The sequence below is a fragment of the Marisediminitalea sp. genome, assembly GCF_984433645.1.
This window is the reverse complement of record NZ_CFIDRX010000073.1, coordinates 1-20,124: the sequence shown is the minus strand read 5'-3', so window position 1 is coordinate 20,124 and position 20,124 is coordinate 1. Positions and strand designations below refer to the sequence as shown.

The 20,124-nt window shown below is 47.8% G+C and carries 15 protein-coding genes; 11 read left to right on the top strand and 4 right to left on the bottom strand.

All coding sequences use genetic code 11. The features are described from left to right. Both AC4MRN_RS11020 and AC4MRN_RS11015 read right to left on the bottom strand, forming a co-directional pair. The coding region (locus tag AC4MRN_RS11020; RefSeq protein ID WP_491203296.1) for a response regulator at positions 1 to 448 on the bottom strand (448 nt) is incomplete at its 3' end. Between the two features lie 160 nt (positions 449 to 608). Continuing rightward, entirely contained in the window at positions 609 to 2,915 is a 2,307-nt protein-coding gene (locus AC4MRN_RS11015) for a TonB-dependent receptor (protein WP_491203295.1), read from the bottom strand. A 194-nt stretch (positions 2,916 to 3,109) separates the two neighbouring features. Between AC4MRN_RS11015 and AC4MRN_RS11010 the strand changes: the two genes are divergently transcribed. From AC4MRN_RS11010 to nadK, 5 genes are all read left to right on the top strand, one after another. Then, on the top strand, positions 3,110 to 4,405 hold the full coding sequence (locus AC4MRN_RS11010) for a GntP family permease (RefSeq protein ID WP_491203294.1): 1,296 nt from the start codon (positions 3,110 to 3,112) through the stop codon (positions 4,403 to 4,405). Positions 4,406 to 4,414: 9 nt separating this feature from the next. Next, positions 4,415 to 5,605 carry an E22 family MetX-like putative esterase gene (locus AC4MRN_RS11005; RefSeq protein WP_491203293.1) on the top strand — a complete coding sequence of 397 codons (1,191 nt, stop codon included), beginning with the start codon at positions 4,415 to 4,417 and terminating at the stop codon, positions 5,603 to 5,605. A 9-nt stretch (positions 5,606 to 5,614) separates the two neighbouring features. Beyond that, on the top strand, positions 5,615 to 6,616 hold the full coding sequence (locus tag AC4MRN_RS11000; RefSeq protein WP_073322446.1) for an extracellular catalytic domain type 2 short-chain-length polyhydroxyalkanoate depolymerase: 1,002 nt from the start codon (positions 5,615 to 5,617) through the stop codon (positions 6,614 to 6,616). A 9-nt stretch (positions 6,617 to 6,625) separates the two neighbouring features. Continuing rightward, positions 6,626 to 7,393, top strand: a complete 768-nt coding sequence (locus AC4MRN_RS10995; protein WP_491203292.1) for a 3-hydroxybutyrate dehydrogenase — start codon at positions 6,626 to 6,628, stop codon at positions 7,391 to 7,393. A 108-nt stretch (positions 7,394 to 7,501) separates the two neighbouring features. Further along, positions 7,502 to 8,377 carry an NAD(+) kinase gene (gene nadK / locus AC4MRN_RS10990; protein WP_073322450.1) on the top strand — a complete coding sequence of 292 codons (876 nt, stop codon included), beginning with the start codon at positions 7,502 to 7,504 and terminating at the stop codon, positions 8,375 to 8,377. Here the strand turns inward: nadK and AC4MRN_RS10985 are convergent. Next, positions 8,374 to 12,483 carry a CHASE domain-containing protein gene (locus AC4MRN_RS10985; protein WP_491203291.1) on the bottom strand — a complete coding sequence of 1,370 codons (4,110 nt, stop codon included), beginning with the start codon at positions 12,481 to 12,483 and terminating at the stop codon, positions 8,374 to 8,376. The two genes, nadK and AC4MRN_RS10985, sit on opposite strands and share 4 nt — an antisense overlap. A 121-nt stretch (positions 12,484 to 12,604) precedes the next feature. On the opposite strand from AC4MRN_RS10985, the gene AC4MRN_RS10980 reads away from it, so the two are divergent. The 6 genes from AC4MRN_RS10980 (at position 12,605) to AC4MRN_RS10955 (ending at position 19,243) form a co-directional block, all read left to right on the top strand. Beyond that, a complete protein-coding gene (locus AC4MRN_RS10980) occupies positions 12,605 to 13,216 on the top strand; it encodes a response regulator (protein WP_370239827.1) in 612 nt (203 codons plus the stop codon). Between the two features lie 190 nt (positions 13,217 to 13,406). Next, positions 13,407 to 15,137: a putative bifunctional diguanylate cyclase/phosphodiesterase gene (locus AC4MRN_RS10975; protein WP_491203290.1), complete on the top strand. Its 1,731-nt coding sequence runs from the start codon at positions 13,407 to 13,409 to the stop codon at positions 15,135 to 15,137. A gap of 108 nt (positions 15,138 to 15,245) precedes the next feature. Further along, positions 15,246 to 15,848 carry an ABC transporter ATP-binding protein gene (locus AC4MRN_RS10970; protein ID WP_491203289.1) on the top strand — a complete coding sequence of 201 codons (603 nt, stop codon included), beginning with the start codon at positions 15,246 to 15,248 and terminating at the stop codon, positions 15,846 to 15,848. Continuing rightward, positions 15,848 to 16,966: a DUF6136 family protein gene (locus AC4MRN_RS10965; RefSeq protein WP_491203288.1), complete on the top strand. Its 1,119-nt coding sequence runs from the start codon at positions 15,848 to 15,850 to the stop codon at positions 16,964 to 16,966. Before AC4MRN_RS10970 ends, AC4MRN_RS10965 begins: the two co-directional genes overlap by 1 nt. A gap of 78 nt (positions 16,967 to 17,044) precedes the next feature. Beyond that, on the top strand, positions 17,045 to 18,730 hold the full coding sequence (gene recN, locus AC4MRN_RS10960; protein ID WP_491203287.1) for a DNA repair protein RecN: 1,686 nt from the start codon (positions 17,045 to 17,047) through the stop codon (positions 18,728 to 18,730). A 153-nt stretch (positions 18,731 to 18,883) separates the two neighbouring features. After that, on the top strand, positions 18,884 to 19,243 hold the full coding sequence (locus AC4MRN_RS10955; protein WP_255053281.1) for an outer membrane protein assembly factor BamE: 360 nt from the start codon (positions 18,884 to 18,886) through the stop codon (positions 19,241 to 19,243). A gap of 139 nt (positions 19,244 to 19,382) precedes the next feature. Here the strand turns inward: AC4MRN_RS10955 and AC4MRN_RS10950 are convergent, their stop codons facing one another. Next, complete coding sequence (locus AC4MRN_RS10950) at positions 19,383 to 19,943, bottom strand: hypothetical protein (protein WP_491203286.1); 561 nt, start codon at positions 19,941 to 19,943, stop codon at positions 19,383 to 19,385. Positions 19,944 to 20,124 lie beyond the last annotated feature (181 nt).

Sequence of the window (20,124 nt, the reverse complement as noted above, 5' to 3'; positions counted from 1 at the left end):
CTAACTTGTCGGCAAAGGCTTTGTCCTGCTTATTTTCAAGTTGAGAGATTGCATCGTTGATATTGCCAGGTAACCACTGCTCACCATCCAGCACTTTATTTACTGCGTCGGCGATTTGCGGCAATGGTGTAGACTTCGGAATATAGCCGCTGGCCCCTAAATCGATTGCACGACGAATAAGTGTAGGGTCCTCTTCCGCCGACACAATGACCACCAGCACACTGGGGAATTGAGTACGAAGTTCAGTTAGGCCGGTTAAGCCTTCATTGCCTGGCATGTTTAAATCCAAAAACACCAGTTCAATCTCGTCGTTTTCTTCTACCGCTTCGTAGGTCTCAGAAAAGCTCGCCACTTCAAGAATACTGTCGCCTACGATATCCACCAGCGCCTGACGCATAGCTGCGCGAAATAAGGGATGGTCGTCAGCAATTAAAATAGTGGTATCCACTGAACTTCTCTTTTTTGTTTAACTTTAAGCAGTTTACAGGAAAATACAGGTAATTTGACATTCTGGTTTTAATACTTGGATTCAGATTAGCTGATAAACGACAAAGTCAGCCAGGGGACATCCCCTGACTGACCTCGTTTCTGTCGTTAATGCGGTTTGGTTAGAAACGGTAGCCTACCGTTAACTGCACCGTCATTGGGTCGCCATAGTATCCAATCAGCGTGGTGTCACCACCTAACCCCGGACCATAGCTGCCATCTTCGTTACGGGTAACAAAGTCATATCCACCTACCAGATATTCTTCGTCGGTCAGGTTTTTAGCGTGAATACCGCCATACCAGTTACCTTCCACGCTTTCCCAATTCACGCTAAGGTTAACCATACCGTAGGCGTCCTGTTGAATGAGATCGCTGGTTTCAAACAGCAGATAGTCGTCGCGGTAGTAGTAGTTTGCGTTAAACGTAAACAGACCCATATCGGTATCAAGGTGATATGTAGCAGCCATGTTCAGCGTGTTTTCTGGTGTACTCGCCAGGCCAATCAGCGGCGGTACGGCATCGTTTTTCTTAATTTCGAAATCAATAAAGCCGTAGGCTGCGGTTAATGTCAAATTGTCAGTTGCCACATAGGTCAGTTCAACTTCCAGACCTTTTGCTGCCGTTTCGGCCGCATTACGTAAACGCTGCTCTAACGCAGTTGGGTCATCGCTGCCGCCTTCAATACCAATGTACTGACGATCCTTGTGATCGTATGCGAACAAGGTAACGTTAGCGCGGAAGCTTTCAGTTACATCACTCTTCACACCAAGCTCATATGAATCAACCACTTCAGGATTAACACCTGGTTCATTAATGGTTGCACGCGGGTTAAAGGTACCCGACTTAAAGCCCTGCGAGTAGCTGGCAAATACCATGGTGTCGTCAGACACGGTATATTCCAAACCAAGACGCGGCGTAAAACGCGACCAGCTTTGTACAGCCGGCGCGTCAAGCGTGCCATCGCCATCGCCGTCAGAACCCAGCACCTGTGGTGTTAATTGTCCGTCCGGACGAACATAGCCCGGGATCCAGCCAGAATATGGGTACACATTGTCGAAGATCAGGCCATTGAATACGGTAGCCTGCTTTTCTTCGTCGGTATAACGTGCCCCAACCGATACCGACAACTCGTTGGTAATGTCATAGTTTAACTGGCCATAAACCGCCCAGCTTTCACTGTTGTTACAGCCTGATACTTCACGGGTTAATCCCGGTGTACCAAACGCCGCACGTCCAAGGAAACCAAGCACCGCGTCAAAGTTACCGCATGACTCACCGTCATAAAGATAAACACCACTCACAAAGGTGTAGTTGTCGCCAAGCAGATTCGCCTGAATTTCGTGGGTGTCATTGGTATCGTCATATTCTGCTGGTACATCAAAGATATCCAGCGGCGTATTATCGAAGTCGATATTCGTTGGAGAGTAGCTTTCGCGATGTGAGCCCACGTATTTCAATTCGAAATCGTCGGTAACATCGTAACGCAATAACCAGCTATACCCCTCCAGTTCGACCTTGTTCCAGGTTGGTAAACTGGTGTACGAGTCAAATTTGGATTTTGGTACCGGGGCGTCCGTCAGGATACTCGGAAGCAAGCGGTAGCCGCCTTTGGCATTCGAGGTATCTTCAGTCTTATCCCAGCCCAAGCGGAAAAACAGATCGTCGGTGATATGTGCTTCGAGAGTCAGGCGCGCAGCCCATAAGTCTTTGTTGTAGTTTTCTTTGTCCTGGCCTTCCAGTGCACTTTCCAGGTATTCCCCGTAACCGTCGCGATTCAGGTTGGCATAACCAAATCCCAGATATACTTTGTCGTCGACTAACGGATATTGGCCTGTCACCTTCACGTCCGCACGGGCGTAATTACCCACTGTGCCTTCAATGTTGAAGGTTGGGTCGCCCGTCATGTCTTTGGTCACATATTTAACCGCACCACCAATGGTGTTTTTGCCGTATAACGTACCTTGTGGCCCACGCAGTACTTCGATACGTTGAACATCCAGCAGGTCAAGCACCGCACCTTGCGGACGAGCAATGTAAACGTCATCGACATAAATACCAACACCAGGCTCATACCCCCACAGTGGATCCTGCTGGCCCAGACCACGAATAAATGCGGTCAGCGTTGAGTTGGTACCACGACTGGTTTGCAGTGTGGTGTTTGGTGAGAATTGTTGCACTTCTGTTAAAACGCTAATGCCTTTTGATTCCAGCTCAACAGCGCCAATTGAAGTGATAGCCACAGGTACTTCCTGCAGGCTTTCTACCGTTTTACGCGCGGTAACTTCAATTTTTTCCAGCTTGCCCTTGCTCGCATCAACATTGTCTGATTCCTGTGCCAGCGCGTTTGTACTGCCCAGACAGGCCAGTGTTACAGCCGTCGCACAAAGCGTGCGGGTGAACCCATTGGTTTGTACTATTGTGTGTTTCATGTGTGGTGTCCCTTTTCTTGTGTAATTCAGTGTTCATGTTGTCTGAAGGGTGCGGTCGTTAATTACTGTAGAGAGTTTTAACATTTTCGTAACTAGTACCATCGTACTATGGGCAGATGACGTTTATCAGGCCACACTTTGCCTACTTTCTGAAGATCTGCGGTCACAGTATCTAATTAAAGGAAAGTAACACTATGTTAAGTTTACTAGGACTCGTCGGTGGACTGGGGCTATTGATAGTGCTGACAATTCGCGGGATGAACCTGTTTATTGCTGCACCGTTATGCGCCCTCATTGTTGCGCTGACCAGCGGATTACCGGTATTCACTGGTGACGCAAATTTCGTGGCAACCTACATGAACGGCTTTGCAAACTTTATTGCAGCCTGGTTCTTCATGTTCCTGTTAGGCGCCATCTTCGGAAAATTCATGGAAGACACCGGTGCAGCAGACTCCGTTGCGCGCTGGATTGTCGGCAAGCTAGGCTTCAAGCATGCCGTTGTAGCGGTTGTTCTGGCTTGTGCTATTCTGACCTACGGCGGTGTCAGCTTGTTTGTTGTCGCCTTCTCAGTTTACCCCATGGCGCTGAGCCTGTTTAAAGACGCCAACCTGCCCCGTCGATTCATACCGGCGACCATGGCGTTTGGCTCGGTCACATTTACCATGACGTCGGCGGGTTCGCCGGAAATTCAAAACTGGATCCCCATAAAGTATCTTGGCACCTCGCCTTTTGCCGCCTGGGAAGTCAGCCTAGTGGTTGCTATTTTCATGGCATCATTTGGCTACTGGTGGTTAAAGCGAATGATTGGCAAAGCGGTTGCCAACGGCGAGGTCTTTGAAGCTCGCGAAGCGGATCCTCAGGTGCCGATGCGGGATTTGCCTAATCCACTTACCGGCGTTATTCCATTAATTGTGGTGCTGGTACTCAGTTTTATGTTGCACGATTCACTGGCTCAACTGGCGCTGATTGTTGCGCTGGGCGGCGGTGTATTAACGCTGATGATTATTAATTTTCAGTATTTCCACGACTTGTCGAAAGCCATTAATACCGGCACGACGGGTGCCTTGGTCGCAATAGGAAATACGGCGGCGGTCGTCGGGTTTGGCGCCATTGCCAAATCGACATCAGCCTTTCAGTCTACGGTTGAAGTCATGACACACATTCCAGGCAATGAACTCATTGGCGCAGCTATAGCGGTGAGTGTGATTGCGGGTCTGACTGGCTCGGCTTCAGGTGGACAGGCTATTGTGTTGCCATTAATAGGTCAGCACTACATAGACCGTGGCGTAGAACCTGAACAATTGCATCGAATAGTGTCAATTTCATCGGGCGCGCTGGACTCTTTACCCCATAATGGTTACGTTGTAACCACAATTCGTGCGATATGTCATGAAACCCACAAAGCCGCTTATGGTTCTGTCGCTGCCCTTACAGTGGTCGTGCCCTTACTCGGCTTAGCGATGGCTATCGCGCTGTTCAGTATTTTTTAGGAGTAATTCATGGCAAGGACCCTTGCACTTTGTTTTGCCTTGATGCTTAGCGCGTGCAGTGTTGCCGCGCCTGCACAAGCTGAGTCGCTGCTGACAACGAAGCAGCGGTTCAGTATGCCTAGCTACAAAACCGTGGGTGGCCGCACCATTAAACAGTTACAAGTCGGTTGGGAAAGCTATGGCAAACTGAATGCCGCGAAAGATAATGCCATTTTAATTACCCATTATTTTTCAGCGACCTCCCATGCCGCTGGTAAATATCATCCCGATGACGCGGCGCCCGGTTATTGGGATGCGATTATCGGCCCGGGCAAGGCCATCGATACCAATCGTTATTTTGTGATCAGCGTTGATAGCCTGGCCAACCTCAATGTTCACGACGACAATGTCATCACCACCGGTCCGGCAACCATTAACCCGGATACCGGCAAACCCTATGGTTTGAGCTTCCCGGTAGTAACCATAAAAGACTTTGTTAATGTACAAAAAGCGGTGTTAGAAAGCCTGGGTGTTAAAAAGCTGCATGCTGTAATAGGCCCTTCGATGGGCTCCATGCAGGCCATTGAATGGGCGGCAAGCTACCCGGAATGGATCCCACGGATGATTTCAGTGATCGGCGCCGGCGACAGCGATGCCTGGACAACAGCCGCACTGGAACAGTGGGCCATACCTATTCGTCTGGATAAAAACTGGGCAAATGGCGACTATTACCAAGGCGACGCGCCGGTAGATGGTTTGGCGGCTTCCTTAATGCTGATCACGCAACAAGCATTAACGCCGGCCTTTTTCAATCAACAAGGCGAACAGTTCGACTATCACCCGTTGGAAACCGGCCCGTTAAACAGCATTACCCAACAACATTCAATCGTAAAGTGGTTGGACAGTCGCGCTCGCAGTCGCGCGGCTAAAATGGATGCCAATCACCTGTTATATCTGGTCAGAGCCTGCCAGCTGTTTATGGCCGGATACGGTGACAACCTGAAACAAAGCCTGGCAGCCGTAGAAGCGAAAAGCTTATTTTTACCTGCTAGCACCGACCTGCTTTTGATGCCGTACATGGCAGAAAAAGCCCACAAACAACTATTGGAAAATGGTAAAGACAGTCGCTACAGCGAGCTTTCTGGCCAGTTAGGACACCTTGAGGGCGTACTGCGCATTGCTGAGCAAGCCGACACCATTCAAGCGTTTCTTCAGTATTAGGACCGTATTATGCAAAAACTTTCCCTTGCCTTGATTGGCGCAGCGCTTGCCTCTGGCAGCTGTACCTCGATAGCTGCTGACAGCCTGCCAGTGCTGAATCTGGATACTGCACAACTCACCGTTTCCGGCTTGTCGTCAGGTGGCTATATGGCTACGCAATACCATATTGCCAACAGCGACAAAGTCATAGGCGCTGCCATGCTGGCGTCAGGCCCGTATTACTGTGCGACCAATGATATTGGCGTTGCGCTTGAACGGTGTGTTAACAAAGTCGACACGCCCATCGACGTCAATGCGCTTAATGCGCAAGCAAAAAAGTGGGCTGACTCCGGTGCTATTGCACCACTAGAAGGGTTAAAGAACAGCAACGTGTGGTTGTTTCACGGCACCGCCGATACCCGGGTAAACAGTAAAGTCAGTGACGCCTTGTTCGCCCAATACCAGCAATGGGTGCCCGAGACCCAGTTGACCTACGTGAATGACCAACCGTTTGCCCATGTGTTTCCTACGCTGGACCAAGGGGGCAGTTGTACTGAATCGGCCTCACCCTACGTTGGCAAGTGCGAATACGATGCGGCGGGCGAATTACTGAACGCCCTGTTGGGCGAATTAACGCCTCCCGATGAAAGCCTGTCGGGTACGGTGGTAACACTGGATCAACAGGCCATCGCTGGCGATAACGCCAATACCATGGGTGATGAAGCCTATGCCTATATTCCTGCCGATTGCGCGGCGGGTGAAGCGTGTCGCGTGCACGTTAGCTTTCACGGCTGTAATCAATATTCCGATGCGGTTAACCTGGCCTATGTAGAGCAAACGGGGCTGAACCGCTGGGCTGACGACAATCAAATCGTCGTATTGTATCCTCAAACCAAAAAGTCACTGCTGATGCCAATGAATCCTCAGGGATGCTGGGATTGGTGGGGCTATACCGGCGACCAGTACGCCACTAAAAACGGGCCGCAGCTCAAAGCGGTTGATGCACTCATTTCTCATCTTGCCAAACGTTAAGGATTCTTCATGTCTTCGTATAATGTCTTCATTACCGGTGGTGCCAGTGGTATTGGTTATGGTATTGCCGAGCGCCTTGCAGCAAAAGGGCACCATATTTTGATTGCCGATATTAATTTAGACGCAGCAACAGCCGCAGCGGATAAACTAAAAGCTGCCGGAGGCAGTGCCCAACCAGTCGAAATCGATGTCACAGATGCAGCCGGCGTAGCCGCATTGCCAGAAAAATTAAAAGACACGCCGGTAGATATTCTGGTAAACAATGCCGGTATTCAACATGTCTCGAAAATTGAGGATTTCCCGCCCGAGAAGTGGCAGCTATTGATCAACATTATGCTGGTAGCCCCTGCCCTGCTCACTCAGGCTTTTCTGCCGCATATGCGCAGCAACAATTTTGGCCGCATAATTAATATTGGTTCTATTCACTCGGTTGTTGCTTCCCCCTTTAAATCAGCTTATGTAGCCGCCAAACATGGTCTGCTGGGCTTTTCTAAAACTATTGCACTGGAAACCGGTGACTGTGATGTCACCATTAATACCGTGTGTCCTGCTTATGTCAAAACGCCGCTGGTTGAAAAGCAAATAGCGGCACAAGCGAAAGAAAACGGTATCACCGAAGAAGAAGTGGTTAACAAGATCATGTTGGAGCCGATGCCGAAAAAAGCCTTTATCAGCCTGGAAGAGCTGGGTGACACAGCAGACTTCCTGATAAGCAGTGCAGCACGCAACATCACGGGTCAAACTCTCATCCTCGACGGAGGCTGGACCGCCCGCTAAGTTTCTCACACCTATTTTGCCGGTGTAGGCCAGATAGCGCCTACACCGGCTTTATTTTGCTTCACTGGTTATGGTAATGTCGCCCCAGTAAATGGGGAAATTACACACATGCCTTATAAAACCGTTGGATTAATCGGTAAAGCGGCCCACAAAGGGGCGCATGCAAGCTTAAATGCATTGGCCGACTATTTACGCGCTAAGCATTGCACCATTCTGGTTGAAGAAACCGTTGCCGCAGAAATGGACTGCGACGATTTTACCGTTTGTGATTTAGTCACCATTGGTAAACAAGCCGACCTGGCAGTCGTTGTAGGTGGCGACGGCAATATGCTTGGCGCAGCCCGCGTACTTTCCCGATTTAATATTCATGTGGTCGGCGTCAACCGCGGGAACCTTGGCTTTCTTACCGATATTCACCCCGACGAAGTCGTTCAGCAGATGGATTTGATCTATAACGGCGAAACCATGGTGGAGCAGCGCTTTCTGCTGGAAGTAGAAGTGTACCGCCACGAGCTTCTGAAAAGTAATAATTCCGCCGTCAATGAAGTCGTTCTTCACCATGGCAAAGTCGCCCATATGATGGAGTTCGAAGTGTTCATTGACGATCACTTCGTATTCAGTCAGCGTTCCGATGGGCTTATTGTCGCCACCCCTACTGGCTCCACGGCTTATTCTCTGTCGGGCGGCGGACCAATTTTAATGCCTCACCTGGATGCACTAACCCTCGTACCTATGTTCCCACATACTCTGAGTAGTCGCCCAATTGTAGTTGACGCCAACAGCACAGTCTCTATGCGTGTATCCAAGGTCAACTCTGACAGTTTGCAGGTGAGTTGCGACAGCCACATTGTGCTGCCGGTGCTGCCAGGCGACGAGATTCGCGTGCGCAAAGGCAACAACCGGCTGTCTATGGTGCACCCGAAGGGCTATAACTACTTCAACGTACTGCGAAAAAAGTTAGGCTGGGGTAGCAAGCTGTATTAAGCGTCATTCTTTACCGCGTTGACTGAGCAACTAAAGCAGCTTTCCAGAGCCTCTTGTAACTCATCACCGGTGAAGGGTTTAGTGAGCCTTGCTTCTATCAGTTTTTTCTCCGTGCTGTCCCACCCAGCCTCATCACTGTAGCCACTCATTAACTGAATGTGGCACTTTAATTTGTGCTCCCGAATAAAAGAAACCAGTGCCAAGCCACCGCCATCTGGCATTTTGATATCTGACAGCAACAAGTCTACCGGGGCATCGAGTAATTGCTGTTTGGCATCAGCAACGGTTGTCGATACCCGGGTTTGGTAGCCTAGTTTGTCGAGTTGGGTTGCAAACAATCTGGCGAGCAGCTCTTCATCGTCAACGATCAGGACGGTTTTGGATTCACTTGGCTCACTTGTCAATACAGGCTGTTCTGTCGGTCGCTTGCGCTGCGTTGGAAAATACAAGGTAAACACCGTACCCTCGCCGGGCTTACTGTTGCAAACCACACTACCGCCCAGGTTTTTCATGTAGGCAAGTACTTGCGCTAATCCAAGACCTGTACCCTGCTTACCTTTCGTCGTTACAAATGGCTCAAAAATGCGAACAAGCATGTCGGGGTGAATACCTGTACCGTCATCCTGAATTGCCAGTATGGCGTAGTTACCCGGCGCGATACCCAGAACTTCCGCTTGTTCGTTGTCGAGTTTCTCTGCCTGCGTTGTCAGTATAATACTGCCATCAGGCTTTGTTGCATGAACGGCATTGACTACCAGATTTAGCAAAACATGTTCAAGTTGTTCAGACTCAATGAGTGCGGGCAACCCTTTTTCGCACGCATGAAAAGTTAGCGTTCGCTGTGAAGCGGCTTGTTGAAAGTTGGGAAGCATACTGTCGATAACGTCATTGAGGTCGACGAATGAGGTCTTTTTATTGTCTTTGGTTGAAAATACCAACAGTTGTTTTATCAGTGTTTTGGCGCGCTCACCTGCACTCACAATTTGCTTCATGTAGGCCTGTAAATCACCGTCGACCTCAGACGCGACAAGTTGACCGTAGCCAACAATGATCCCCAGAATATTGTTGAAGTCATGAGCGACGGTACCGGTTAACTGACCCAGGGCTTCCAATTTCTGGGATTGAATAAGACGCTGTTCCTGAGCTTTTTCCCGGCTCAAATCGCGTAGCAGCACCAGGCAGGCATCCAGGGTAACCTCGCGATCTTCTGGCAACCTCACAACAGTTACGCTGACCGGGAAGCTCTCTCCATTACTGCGTGTTCCAGCAACTTCCATGGCATATTGCTGCGTAGGTGCCTGATGAAGACTTTGTGCATCTACAGCTGGCAAAAACTGCTGTATATCTCGTTTCTCTGGTAATGGGAGCCCTTCAGTAAACAAATTCAGGAATGCGGGATTACAACTGGTCACCTTCCCTTGGATGTCCAGCGTCGCCAGCGCATCGGGAATATTATCAACGACGAGCGCTCTCTCCAGTCGCTGATAATCTGAGAACGCCTTAGCTTTGCCTAACTCCTCTTTCAGGAACAACTGGGCGACCAAACCGGCAACAATGGTTACAAAATTCTCTTCGTCTACCTGCCATTCTCGTTTTTGGCGCAGTTCTTCCACACACACTACGCCGACTATCTCGCCGTCTTTAACTATGCATGCATCCAGCATAGACTTTACGCCGTAAACCAGCAGGTAACTCTCGGCCAATTCACGGGTATTGGGATGATTTACTGCATCGTACGCGTTGATTCGACTATGACACTTGAGTGCATTAAAGTAAGTAGGAATATCCTTTACATTTATTACAGACCCAGCGCTAAAACTGTGTGTGTTAGCATCGTAGATTGATTCACACACCAACTGTTTACTATTCGCACTCAGGCTCCAGACACTCACTCTACTTGCATCCAGTACCCTGCTGGTCGCTTTACAAATGAGGTGTATAGAATCTATCCAGCTGCCCGCGACAATGTGTTCATGTTGCACTAACCCGGCAAGGGCATCACCCTGGCCTCTAACCCGTTTTTGAGCTTGCTGTTTGGCTTCCATTGCAGATTGGATTGTCTCAAGTGCCTGCTGACTTCGGGCTTGTTCAAGCGCTGCACTTTGAATGCCTGCCGCGGTCATGAGTAGCTGATGATGTTCCTCACTGTGACTGGACATTGCGGGCGTATTCGCTGACCACACCACAACAGCCCCAAGTAACTGTCCGGCATTGGCAGTGGGAAACACAAGAAGCACCTGACTGCCATGACCTTCAACGGGAATTGCCTGCCACGCTTTTTCTTGCTCTAGTACAGACGACGCCATGGCATAATTGACCGATTCAGTGAGTAACTTGCCAAAAGTGGTTATCTGTTGGGGATCGTCTGTTACACAGTACTTTTCTGCTAATGTGTAATCAGACACACCCCGCTGATAAACCGCTACACCCAACGCGTCGTAGGTTGTCATAAACGCCTGAGACAAGTTACGTAGGCACACGGCAAGATTGGGTTCGGTCAGAAAAGCATGCTGAATAGATGCCACTTGCCACAGCAGCCTGGACTTATCCTGCAACTGCGAATCCGTTCGGCTTAAACGGAACTGATTCGCCAGATACAGCGACATTCCCCAAAATAGTAATAATGAAGCGGTTAGCGGAACGCCATAGCGAACAAGATTAGCGCCGCTCAACCATCCCAGACTGGAATTAAACACATTGATTTGCCAATGCCTGCCAGCCCAATCGAAGTTAGCAACGCCACTGATACCCTGCTGAACTGAATTGTGCTGTTCAGGGCCAGCCAAAACCACATACTGATTAGCCGGATCGGTGACATCCTTGATTTCAAGGGTGGCGGTTTGATGTAACTGGAGTACCGAGGACATGATCACCGTGAGGTCGATAACCCCCACCACCACACCTTTCAGGTTGCCAATTTGCCCATTTAATGTGCCTGATTGCTCGTAGCTAACCGGACTGATCAACAAAACGCCTCGATGATTGTTTTGCACCAGTGTTATGGGCGGTGTAGCAGTCGCTTTTTCCCTTTGTATCGCTGCATTTATTGCTAATCGCCGCGAAGGGTTTGCATAGATATCTAACCCTACTGCTTTAATATTGGGTTCCAAAGGCGTGATATGTAACACCACGATTTTAAAATCTCCCAGCCGCTTTACGTCACTGTTACTTCCTGACTCAGAAGGCTGATGGATAGCAATAGGCCTGTCTTCAATCACGCTGTTCAACTGAGCTTGAATCGCGGCCAGGTTATAATCATTTACCTTGGGGTTCCAGCTTAAACTCAGGCCTTCTTCATTCTTTAAAAAAGGCTGTGTATACCAATTAAATATGGTTTTATCGACGTTCTGATCGCCGGAAAAAAACTGAGAAATGACGAAGATGGCGTCGTCGATATGCAGCAATCGGTTATCAATATCCCGACTGATTAACTGAGCAACTTCCTCCAGCTCCAGTTTTCTTGCATAACGCTCACCTTTATTGGTGAACACCACAATGGCCGCGATGACCAAACCGACAAATACTAAAAACACTGAAACCCGCCGCCACTCTCTAGGTTCATTGCTTACGTATAACAACTGGGTGGTCAACGGCGTAATGACAATAGCGCCAAGGAACAGGCTACACCACCAGAAAAAGAACTGTTCGGCATAATTTGACGGCTCAATGCTGGTTGTAAGCATCAGTCCGACAACCAATACCAACAACAAAGCCGGTGCCGCCAGGCCTACCACCGAGACAAAACCGGCAAATTGACCTGACGACGTAAAATACACCGGTCGTAGTACCGGTGACAGCACATTTAACAAAACAATAGCGACTAAAGGGCTCAAACAATTCAGCAACGTGAATGTAAGCCACTGCCAGGCAGGCAACTTTCCCCAATCAGACAACAACACAAGCAAGATGGTGCTGATCACATTAGCGATCATTACGATCGATATGCGTCGCCAGCCGTGCATCAACAAAAAGCTCAATGCAATACCATACCCCAACGCGAAGCCAATCGAGGGCGCTTGTATAGGGTCAGAAATCACCACGCTGGACAATGACAAGAGCGCCATTATTGCGCACCACATCATCCAATACACTTGTGAAAATTTCATCGAATTAATATTCGGGTTGAGCGTTTTATTCATATTTTTTCGATTATATCGATTTTATCGCTTGAAAGGATAATAAAGTCTTTTAGAATAGAATCATACTTTAGTCAAAAAACAAACAATCATGACTGACAATAACGTGTTGCTATCGCCGAGTGAAGCGGCAGAACTCCTGAACGTTTCACCGGTTACACTCAGACAATGGTCTCAAAAAGGGCGAATTCCGTTTCAAATTACGCCAGGAGGTCATCGACGTTATAAAAGATCAGAGTTGTATTCGTTTGCGAAAATCATGGGTATGGAGCTCAGTGACCCCTCTGCCCCCGCCCAAACGGACTTTGTGCCTGGTAAACCCTTGCAATCCCTGTCGATTCTCATTGTTGATGACAACAAAGAACTGTGCGAATTCCTTAAAGTCATGTTGGAACGATATGAGCCCAACTGGCAAATCACCCTTGCGCATGACGGTTTTGAAGCAGGTCTTCGCGTGCAGCAACTCAAACCCGATGTAATGATTGTAGATCTCAATCTTCCAGGCCTCAATGGCGATGAGTTGTGCTTAAATATCAAATCTATAGACGACCTGAAGCACGTCAGATTAATCGGGATGAGTGGCATGATAGACGCAGCAGGGATTGATCAGTTCTTGCGTGCCGGCGCAGAAATCGTGTTGGAGAAACCAATAACCCAAGAAGACCTCACCAAATCGATTACATCGATATTTAGAGTTAAATAACATAAAAATCGATATTGACATCGATTTAATCGATACTATAATTCAGCTCATCGAATTTACATTAGATGTTTGCGCTTTTTTCCACTAGCAATGGTCGGCTTATCGCAACATTTACGCGCGTGTTGTTACCCTGAGTGCAGATTTAACGAAGCCAGTGTAAGACGCCCCCGTAACCACGAGGATGTACCTGATGAGTGCGCCAAACAACTTGCTAATTGACCAGGTTTTTCGACTGGCTGCTGAGCAAAGCCGCGACGCCATTCTAATCAGCGACAAAGACAATCAAATTATCTACGTCAACAACATGTTCAGCCAACTCACTGAATACACCGAAGATGACGTGATTGGAAAAAATCCAAGTATATTAAAATCGGGTATTCAAACAGACGAGTACTACACGCAACTATGGGCAACAATCGCGCAAAAAGGCGAGTGGCGTGGTGAACTTTGGAATCGTGCCAAGAGCGGGCGACTGTTTTACGAGCACCAGCACATCATGGCAATTGCTGATGACAGTGGCGCCACGCAATATTACATATCAATATTTTATGACCGCACTCGCCAGCTTCGAGAGGCACAAACGAAGCGGTTTAACGAACGATATGACCGAAAAACACAACTGCCAAACGAACGAAAACTTCAGGAATATGTGAAAAGCCTGTCAAAAAATCAGCAAACATCGTTCACTTATATCACTTTCAATTACCTGGACCTGAAAGACATTAACTCAACCTATGGCACTGAGTTTGGTGATTTGTTTTTGTCAGAAGTCGCACTGCGAATTAAATCGTTGGGGCACCGTAAATTCTTTGCTGCACGCATAAGCGGCGGGCAGTTTGCCCTGATTACGCCCTATCAAAGCCAACAGCCAGAGCGCTTAAGTGCACTTCAACATATCGCCAGAGAACTCAAAGCCCCCATCGTGGTACAAGACCGGGAAATCTTCCCGCAAGTAGAGATTGGCGTGTTGGAACAGGCCCATGAGCATGAATTTAACCTCGAGTTATTTACTCACTCAGAGCACGATTCACATCGCGACTCCGTATCATCAAATCAAGATTTTTACTACATTAATCAGAGCAATAAAGACAAAATTAAAGATGAATTCGAGCTCGCCCAGCGACTTCAACTGGCATTGAAAAATGACGATTTTGAGATTTATTTTCAACCACAGGTAAACAGCGTGGATCAAAGTATTCTGGGAGCTGAAGCCTTACTGCGTTGGTTTACGCCATATGGTCAGATTTCACCTGGCGAATTTCTACCTGTCGCGGAAAAATACAACTTGATGAACAAGCTCGATGAGTACGTGGTAAACAAGGTTTTTGAGCACATTCATCGAGCCAAAACGAGACGAATTCAATTGCCGCGGATTGCGATAAACATTTCGGATCAATTGATACCGTTGAACGTAATCGAAGCACTCATGGCGAAGCACAACATTCAGCCTGACGACTTTGAACTGGAGATCACGGAAAAACTCATCGCCGCCCACGATGACGAAACCAACCTGTTTTTACAGGCTTTCAAAGACCGTGGTATTCATACGTCAATTGATGATTTTGGAACGGGCTATTCGTCTTTGGCCAGACTTCGGCATCTCAAGGTCAACAAACTGAAAATAGACAAATCTTTTATCGATCACATTGAATCCAGTCTTCAGGACAGGGAAATACTACTGTCGATTATTGGTATTGGTAAAGCACTGAAATTAACCGTATTGGCGGAAGGTGTGGAAACCCCCTGCCAATGGGAATTTTTGCAGCGCAGTGGTTGTGATTTAATTCAAGGCTTCCTGTATTCAAAACCGGTTGACTTACCTACTTTGCTATCGCTATTGGCAGAGGGCCCAGTGCACAATGATCCGGAAACCGTGCAATGCGAGCTCGTTACCCATTGCCATTCCACAAACCGTGGTTAACGCCGAGACGCGGAAAGCAGACACACCTTGTAATGAATTAACACTTGAAGATTGTCTGCCCTAAAGTGACTATTAGGTTGTTGGATTGTATGAATAAGAGATGGACCATTGCTCACCTTTACCGCTGTGTCACTGCGTTACCCCACTGCGACTATTTTTAATAATCTCACTCTGAATTTGCCGGAGAAGCGGGTTGTCATCACCGGAGAAAATGGCAGTGGCAAAACCACGTTATTAATGCTCGCCGCTGGCCTGGTAGCGCCAGACGCCGGCGTGGTAGCTTTCGACAACCACCTGGTCACGTCACAACAAAACAAGCAGCGTATTGGTATTAGTGCCAGTAAAGTGGCTTTGCCAACATTTTTCACCTCTCGCGAACTGCTTGATTTTCATTGCCACATGCATCAATGCACGTTGGACTTAACAATGGCAGAGCAACTCGGGTTTTCACCGTTTTTGCAAACCAGGGTATCCGATCTCTCATTGGGCAATTACAAAAAACTCAGTTTACTTACCGCCTTGCTTCACGAGCCGGATTTACTGTTGCTGGACGAACCCACAAATGGCCTGGATGACGATGCCCGCCATGCAATGAACGCTATTCTGTCGGATTTTACCGGACAATTGGTTATAGCCAGTCACGATACTGCGCTGCTGTCTTTGTCATTTGATCGCGAAATCCCCATGCAACACATTCGCGGAGTATCCTAGTGCAATACTGGCAATTCCGTCTAACCGTATACCAACGACATCTGGAAGCCTGGTTAAATACCATCAAACAAGCAGCTACCGGGGTGGTATATTTATTTCCAATGGCAATGCCAGCTTTACTGATGTTGCCTTTATTAGCACTGGGTGTCATGGCAGACTCAGCGACTTCCACCCAGCAATATTGTCTGGCATTGTGGGGCTTTCTATTGCTAACGCACAGCTGGGTCATCCTCCAGAAAGACGGCATTCTTGCCACACCCTATGAGCACTACCACAATGGCCTCCCCTTATCGACGATAAAGCGTAAAGTCACCACCGCACTGCTTACTGTTTATGCTTCCCACGTCTTTGTCGCTGGTCCGATACTGTTGTTTTTAATTATGGCAATTGGGAACGTTGACTTGTTGCTGACTGAGCCAGTATCCATGTCGCTACATCAACTTTTCCCCATAGCCGCAGCCTGTTTACTAAGCGTGCAGGTAATTCGGTTGGCCCTATTTAGTCGCTACCCCATAATCGGCTTAATTTTGGGACCATTGATGACATTGCCATTACTGGGTGAAGTAGCAAAGCCGCTGGTTATTATAGTCTGGTCAGGCGTGTTGTTCGCTGAGCAAAAAATACCTGCTTTCCGACTAGGTCTGCCCCTGCTCCTTAAGGGATTACTTCGGTTCTTCTTGCAGGCAGACATCGCACAAGCCAACAAAGTCATGCTACGACTTATCTCACTGCTTATCCTGTTAATTTGCGCTCAGGTGTTTATGCAAGCGGTCAACCTGGATGCAGCCATTGCGGCCGGCTATCTTTTTAGTTTCATCATGGCTGTGCTGCTGGGCAGTAAATTACTGGATACGCTTCAAGTGAAAGCGCAACACCAGTTCTATTTGGACTCACTGCCCGTTACTCGTTCAACCCAGTCAACGTTGGCGGTAATTTACAGTACACTTTACTGTATACCGCTGCTCGCACTGATCCTATGGTTCGACAGTTTTAACCTGTCACACTGGGTATTGCTGCTTGCGCTGTTGGTCGTCACCAAGGTCGGTATACTATTGAGTCAAAAGTATTTTTTAATTTTCCCCTGCTGCGCGGCAATCGTTGCCTGGTGGGTGTTTTAAAAATATTCTCCACACAGATCTTTACATCACAAAAATACTGTATATATTTACACGTACTGTATAAATATCGAGTTAGTTATGTTATCTCATCTTTCGGTTAAGAATTTCGCGGTCGTTAAAGAAGTCAATATAGCATTTGAGTCTGGAATGACAGCGGTCACCGGTGAAACCGGTGCGGGTAAGTCTATTGCCATTGACGCACTGAGCCTTTGTATGGGCGAACGCGCAGACGCGTCTGCAGTGCGCAAAGGCGCGGACAAAGCTGAAATTATTGCGTACTTTTCATTGCTGGACAGCCCGAAAGCCAGAGACTGGTTAGACGAAAATGACCTGGTACTGGACGATGACGCTAACACGTGTTTTATACGCCGCCTGATTTCAAAGGAAGGACGCTCAAAAGCCTTCATCAACGGTGTTCCTGTTGCGCTACAACAATTAAAGCAGTTGGGTCAGTACCTGATAGCAATACACGGCCAAAATACCCATTTACAGCTCCTTAAAGACGATGTTCAACGTAAACTTGTTGATGATTTTGCCGCTAACCATAAAGCGCTTGAAGACACTCGCGCTGCCTACCAACACTGGCAGGGCCTGGCAAAAGAGTTAAACCGATTACAGGAAGCCGCGCAGCAACGTGCCGATCGCGAGCAGTTGCTGAGTTATCAGGTGTCAGAACTGGATGATTTTGCCCTTGAAGACGGTGAATTTACCGAATTGGAAGCGGAGCACAAACGCCTGAGTAATGGTCAGACGTTACTGGAGCAAGCGCAGATGAGCTTCTACAACCTGTATGAATCAGACGAGTTTAACGCATTAAAAGCCATTCAGACCAGTATGGATAAGCTGGCCGATTTGCAGGAACACGATCCAGCCCTGGCGCCCATAGTCACAATGCTTAACGACGCCTCCATTCAGGTTGAAGAAGCAGCCCACGAACTGCGCAGCTATTGTGACCACCTTGAGATTGACCCACTACGCCTACAACAGGTTGAAAAGCGCTACAGTACAGCACTGGAACTGGCCAGAAAGCATCAGGTAATGGCGGAAGAATTATACGCCTACCATCAGACCTTAAGCTCAGAATTGGCGAACCTAAATGCTGACAGTGAACGTCTCGACGAATTAAATACCGAATTGGAAGCGGCGCACCAGGCGTTTCTCGCCTCCAGTAAAGCGTTGTCCGAAAGCCGCGTAAAAGCCGCAGCAAAACTGGCAAAGCAGGTAGAAGTACAAATTCGTACGTTAAACATGCCTCATGCCACTTTCACCATTGACGTTGCTTACACCCCGACAGCCAAACCGTCAGCGATTGGCATGGACGAGATAGCCATGCTGGTATCAACAAATCCCGGTCAGGCTGCCGACAGACTCGACAAAGTGGTATCGGGTGGTGAATTGTCTCGAATTGGGCTGGCCTTGCAGGTCATCAGTCGAGACAGTGACCTGACACCTACGTTGATATTTGACGAAGTTGACACAGGTATAAGTGGGCCCACTGCGTCAATTGTCGGGCAATTACTCCGCCGGTTAGGTAAAGAGAATCAGGTAATGTGTGTCACTCACCTGCCTCAGGTTGCCGCACAAGCACACAACCAGTTGTTTGTAACAAAAACCACAGACGGTAATGAAACACAAACGCACATTCTGGCGCTGACTGAACAAGCCAGAATTGATGAACTAGCGCGTCTACTGGCAGGCGATAAAATAACGCCAAATGCACTGGCGAATGCTCGTGAACTTTTAGAAAATGTCCAACCGAACTAATTGCCGTTTTGTGGGTCGAAGTTGACGTACTGGCACGGAGCGATTAGCATGCTCAACGTCCAGTATGTCTGAGATACCGACTATAGGCTTAATATAGCGGTTCTTTGGCCCACTATAACGATTACAAACTGTTTTAATTGGATTTTTCTGTTAATGAAGCTGTCTCACCTGATTGTTGTGCTTTCGCTCACTGTATTTACCAGTGCATGTTCAAATTGGATTTATCGTATAGATATTCCGCAAGGAAACTTTCTTGACGATAAAGACGTTAAGAAACTGCGTGTTGGTATGACCAAGGAACAGGTAGAGTTTGTACTCGGACGCCCTATTCTAAGAGACGCGTTTGATCAGGACACCTGGTACTACTATTACGAAATGAAGCGCGGCATGGAAAAGCGCGGTGAAGATTTTGAAAAGAATATGGTCATTACCTTCGTAGACGGAAAAGTAAGTACGGTTACCGGTGACTTTGAACTGTCCGAAGATTTCAACACGCCGTTAGATCAAGAATAACGTCGTCACGAAACACTTAGAAAGCGACTTCATGTCGCTTTTTTTATAGCCGCTAATTACTTGCTGGTTCAGGCCGCTCACATCAATCAACAGCTACATTGTCACTCAGAGCCGGTCTGTTCATCCCCTCGGCCTGAGCTTATTCCTCGACTGGCACAATTTCAAATTTATGTATCGCGATCCAGCCATCTATATACATGGTTTTAGGGCGTCGACCTGCATAAACAACACCCTGTTCAAAGTATTGATTTACCGTACTAATTGGCAAGATTAACTCATCGGTTTTGAAAAAATTACGCCGCATGGCGGCATCATATTGTACATGTTTACGGGGAGAAACCGGCGTAGTATGAGCGATGTTCCCGACCTTAAAAACGATTGTATCCTCATTCACCCTAAGCACTTTTAAAGGAATGTACCGATAAATGGGATCAGAAGCGGGGTTTATCTGGTAATAATCGACGAACAAAAAGTCATTTCGCTGCATCGTTGCATAGACATGCTGACTCTCCTGTTCAGCCCGATACTCCATTACGCCGTATACAACACAGCCGAGTATTAATAACGACGTGGTCACATGTGCTTTCACACTGTTTCCAATCAGGGTGGCAAGCCCTACGAACGTTTGCCAGACACGAATCAGTGACCTTATTCCGTTGCCATTGATCGCCTCTGTACCTTGCAGATCCCGATATACCATTGCGCAAATAGTCCTGTTTTTGCCCGGTTATCTTTACCCTAAACCACAACTGGTCAATATCAAAGCGATTATTTTCAGCATCAACTAACTAAACACAGTTGCTGATAAAATCGGTAAATTTAGCATCAAATCCAACGTATTTATCATTAAAACCAGGAAAAAACAGATTTTTCGCTGAAAT

Bases quoted from the DNA above. Each gene is read 5' to 3' on its own strand.
- AC4MRN_RS11015 (WP_491203295.1), bottom strand. From the start codon at position 2,915: ATGAAACACACAATAGTACAAACCAATGGGTTCACCCGCACGCTTTGT.
- AC4MRN_RS11010 (WP_491203294.1), top strand. From the start codon at position 3,110: ATGTTAAGTTTACTAGGACTCGTCGGTGGACTGGGGCTATTGATAGTG.
- AC4MRN_RS11005 (WP_491203293.1), top strand. From the start codon at position 4,415: ATGGCAAGGACCCTTGCACTTTGTTTTGCCTTGATGCTTAGCGCGTGC.
- AC4MRN_RS11000 (WP_073322446.1), top strand. From the start codon at position 5,615: ATGCAAAAACTTTCCCTTGCCTTGATTGGCGCAGCGCTTGCCTCTGGC.
- AC4MRN_RS10995 (WP_491203292.1), top strand. From the start codon at position 6,626: ATGTCTTCGTATAATGTCTTCATTACCGGTGGTGCCAGTGGTATTGGT.
- nadK (WP_073322450.1), top strand. From the start codon at position 7,502: ATGCCTTATAAAACCGTTGGATTAATCGGTAAAGCGGCCCACAAAGGG.
- AC4MRN_RS10985 (WP_491203291.1), bottom strand. From the start codon at position 12,483: ATGAAATTTTCACAAGTGTATTGGATGATGTGGTGCGCAATAATGGCG.
- AC4MRN_RS10980 (WP_370239827.1), top strand. From the start codon at position 12,605: ATGACTGACAATAACGTGTTGCTATCGCCGAGTGAAGCGGCAGAACTC.
- AC4MRN_RS10975 (WP_491203290.1), top strand. From the start codon at position 13,407: ATGAGTGCGCCAAACAACTTGCTAATTGACCAGGTTTTTCGACTGGCT.
- recN (WP_491203287.1), top strand. From the start codon at position 17,045: ATGTTATCTCATCTTTCGGTTAAGAATTTCGCGGTCGTTAAAGAAGTC.
- AC4MRN_RS10955 (WP_255053281.1), top strand. From the start codon at position 18,884: ATGAAGCTGTCTCACCTGATTGTTGTGCTTTCGCTCACTGTATTTACC.
- AC4MRN_RS10950 (WP_491203286.1), bottom strand. From the start codon at position 19,943: ATGGTATATCGGGATCTGCAAGGTACAGAGGCGATCAATGGCAACGGA.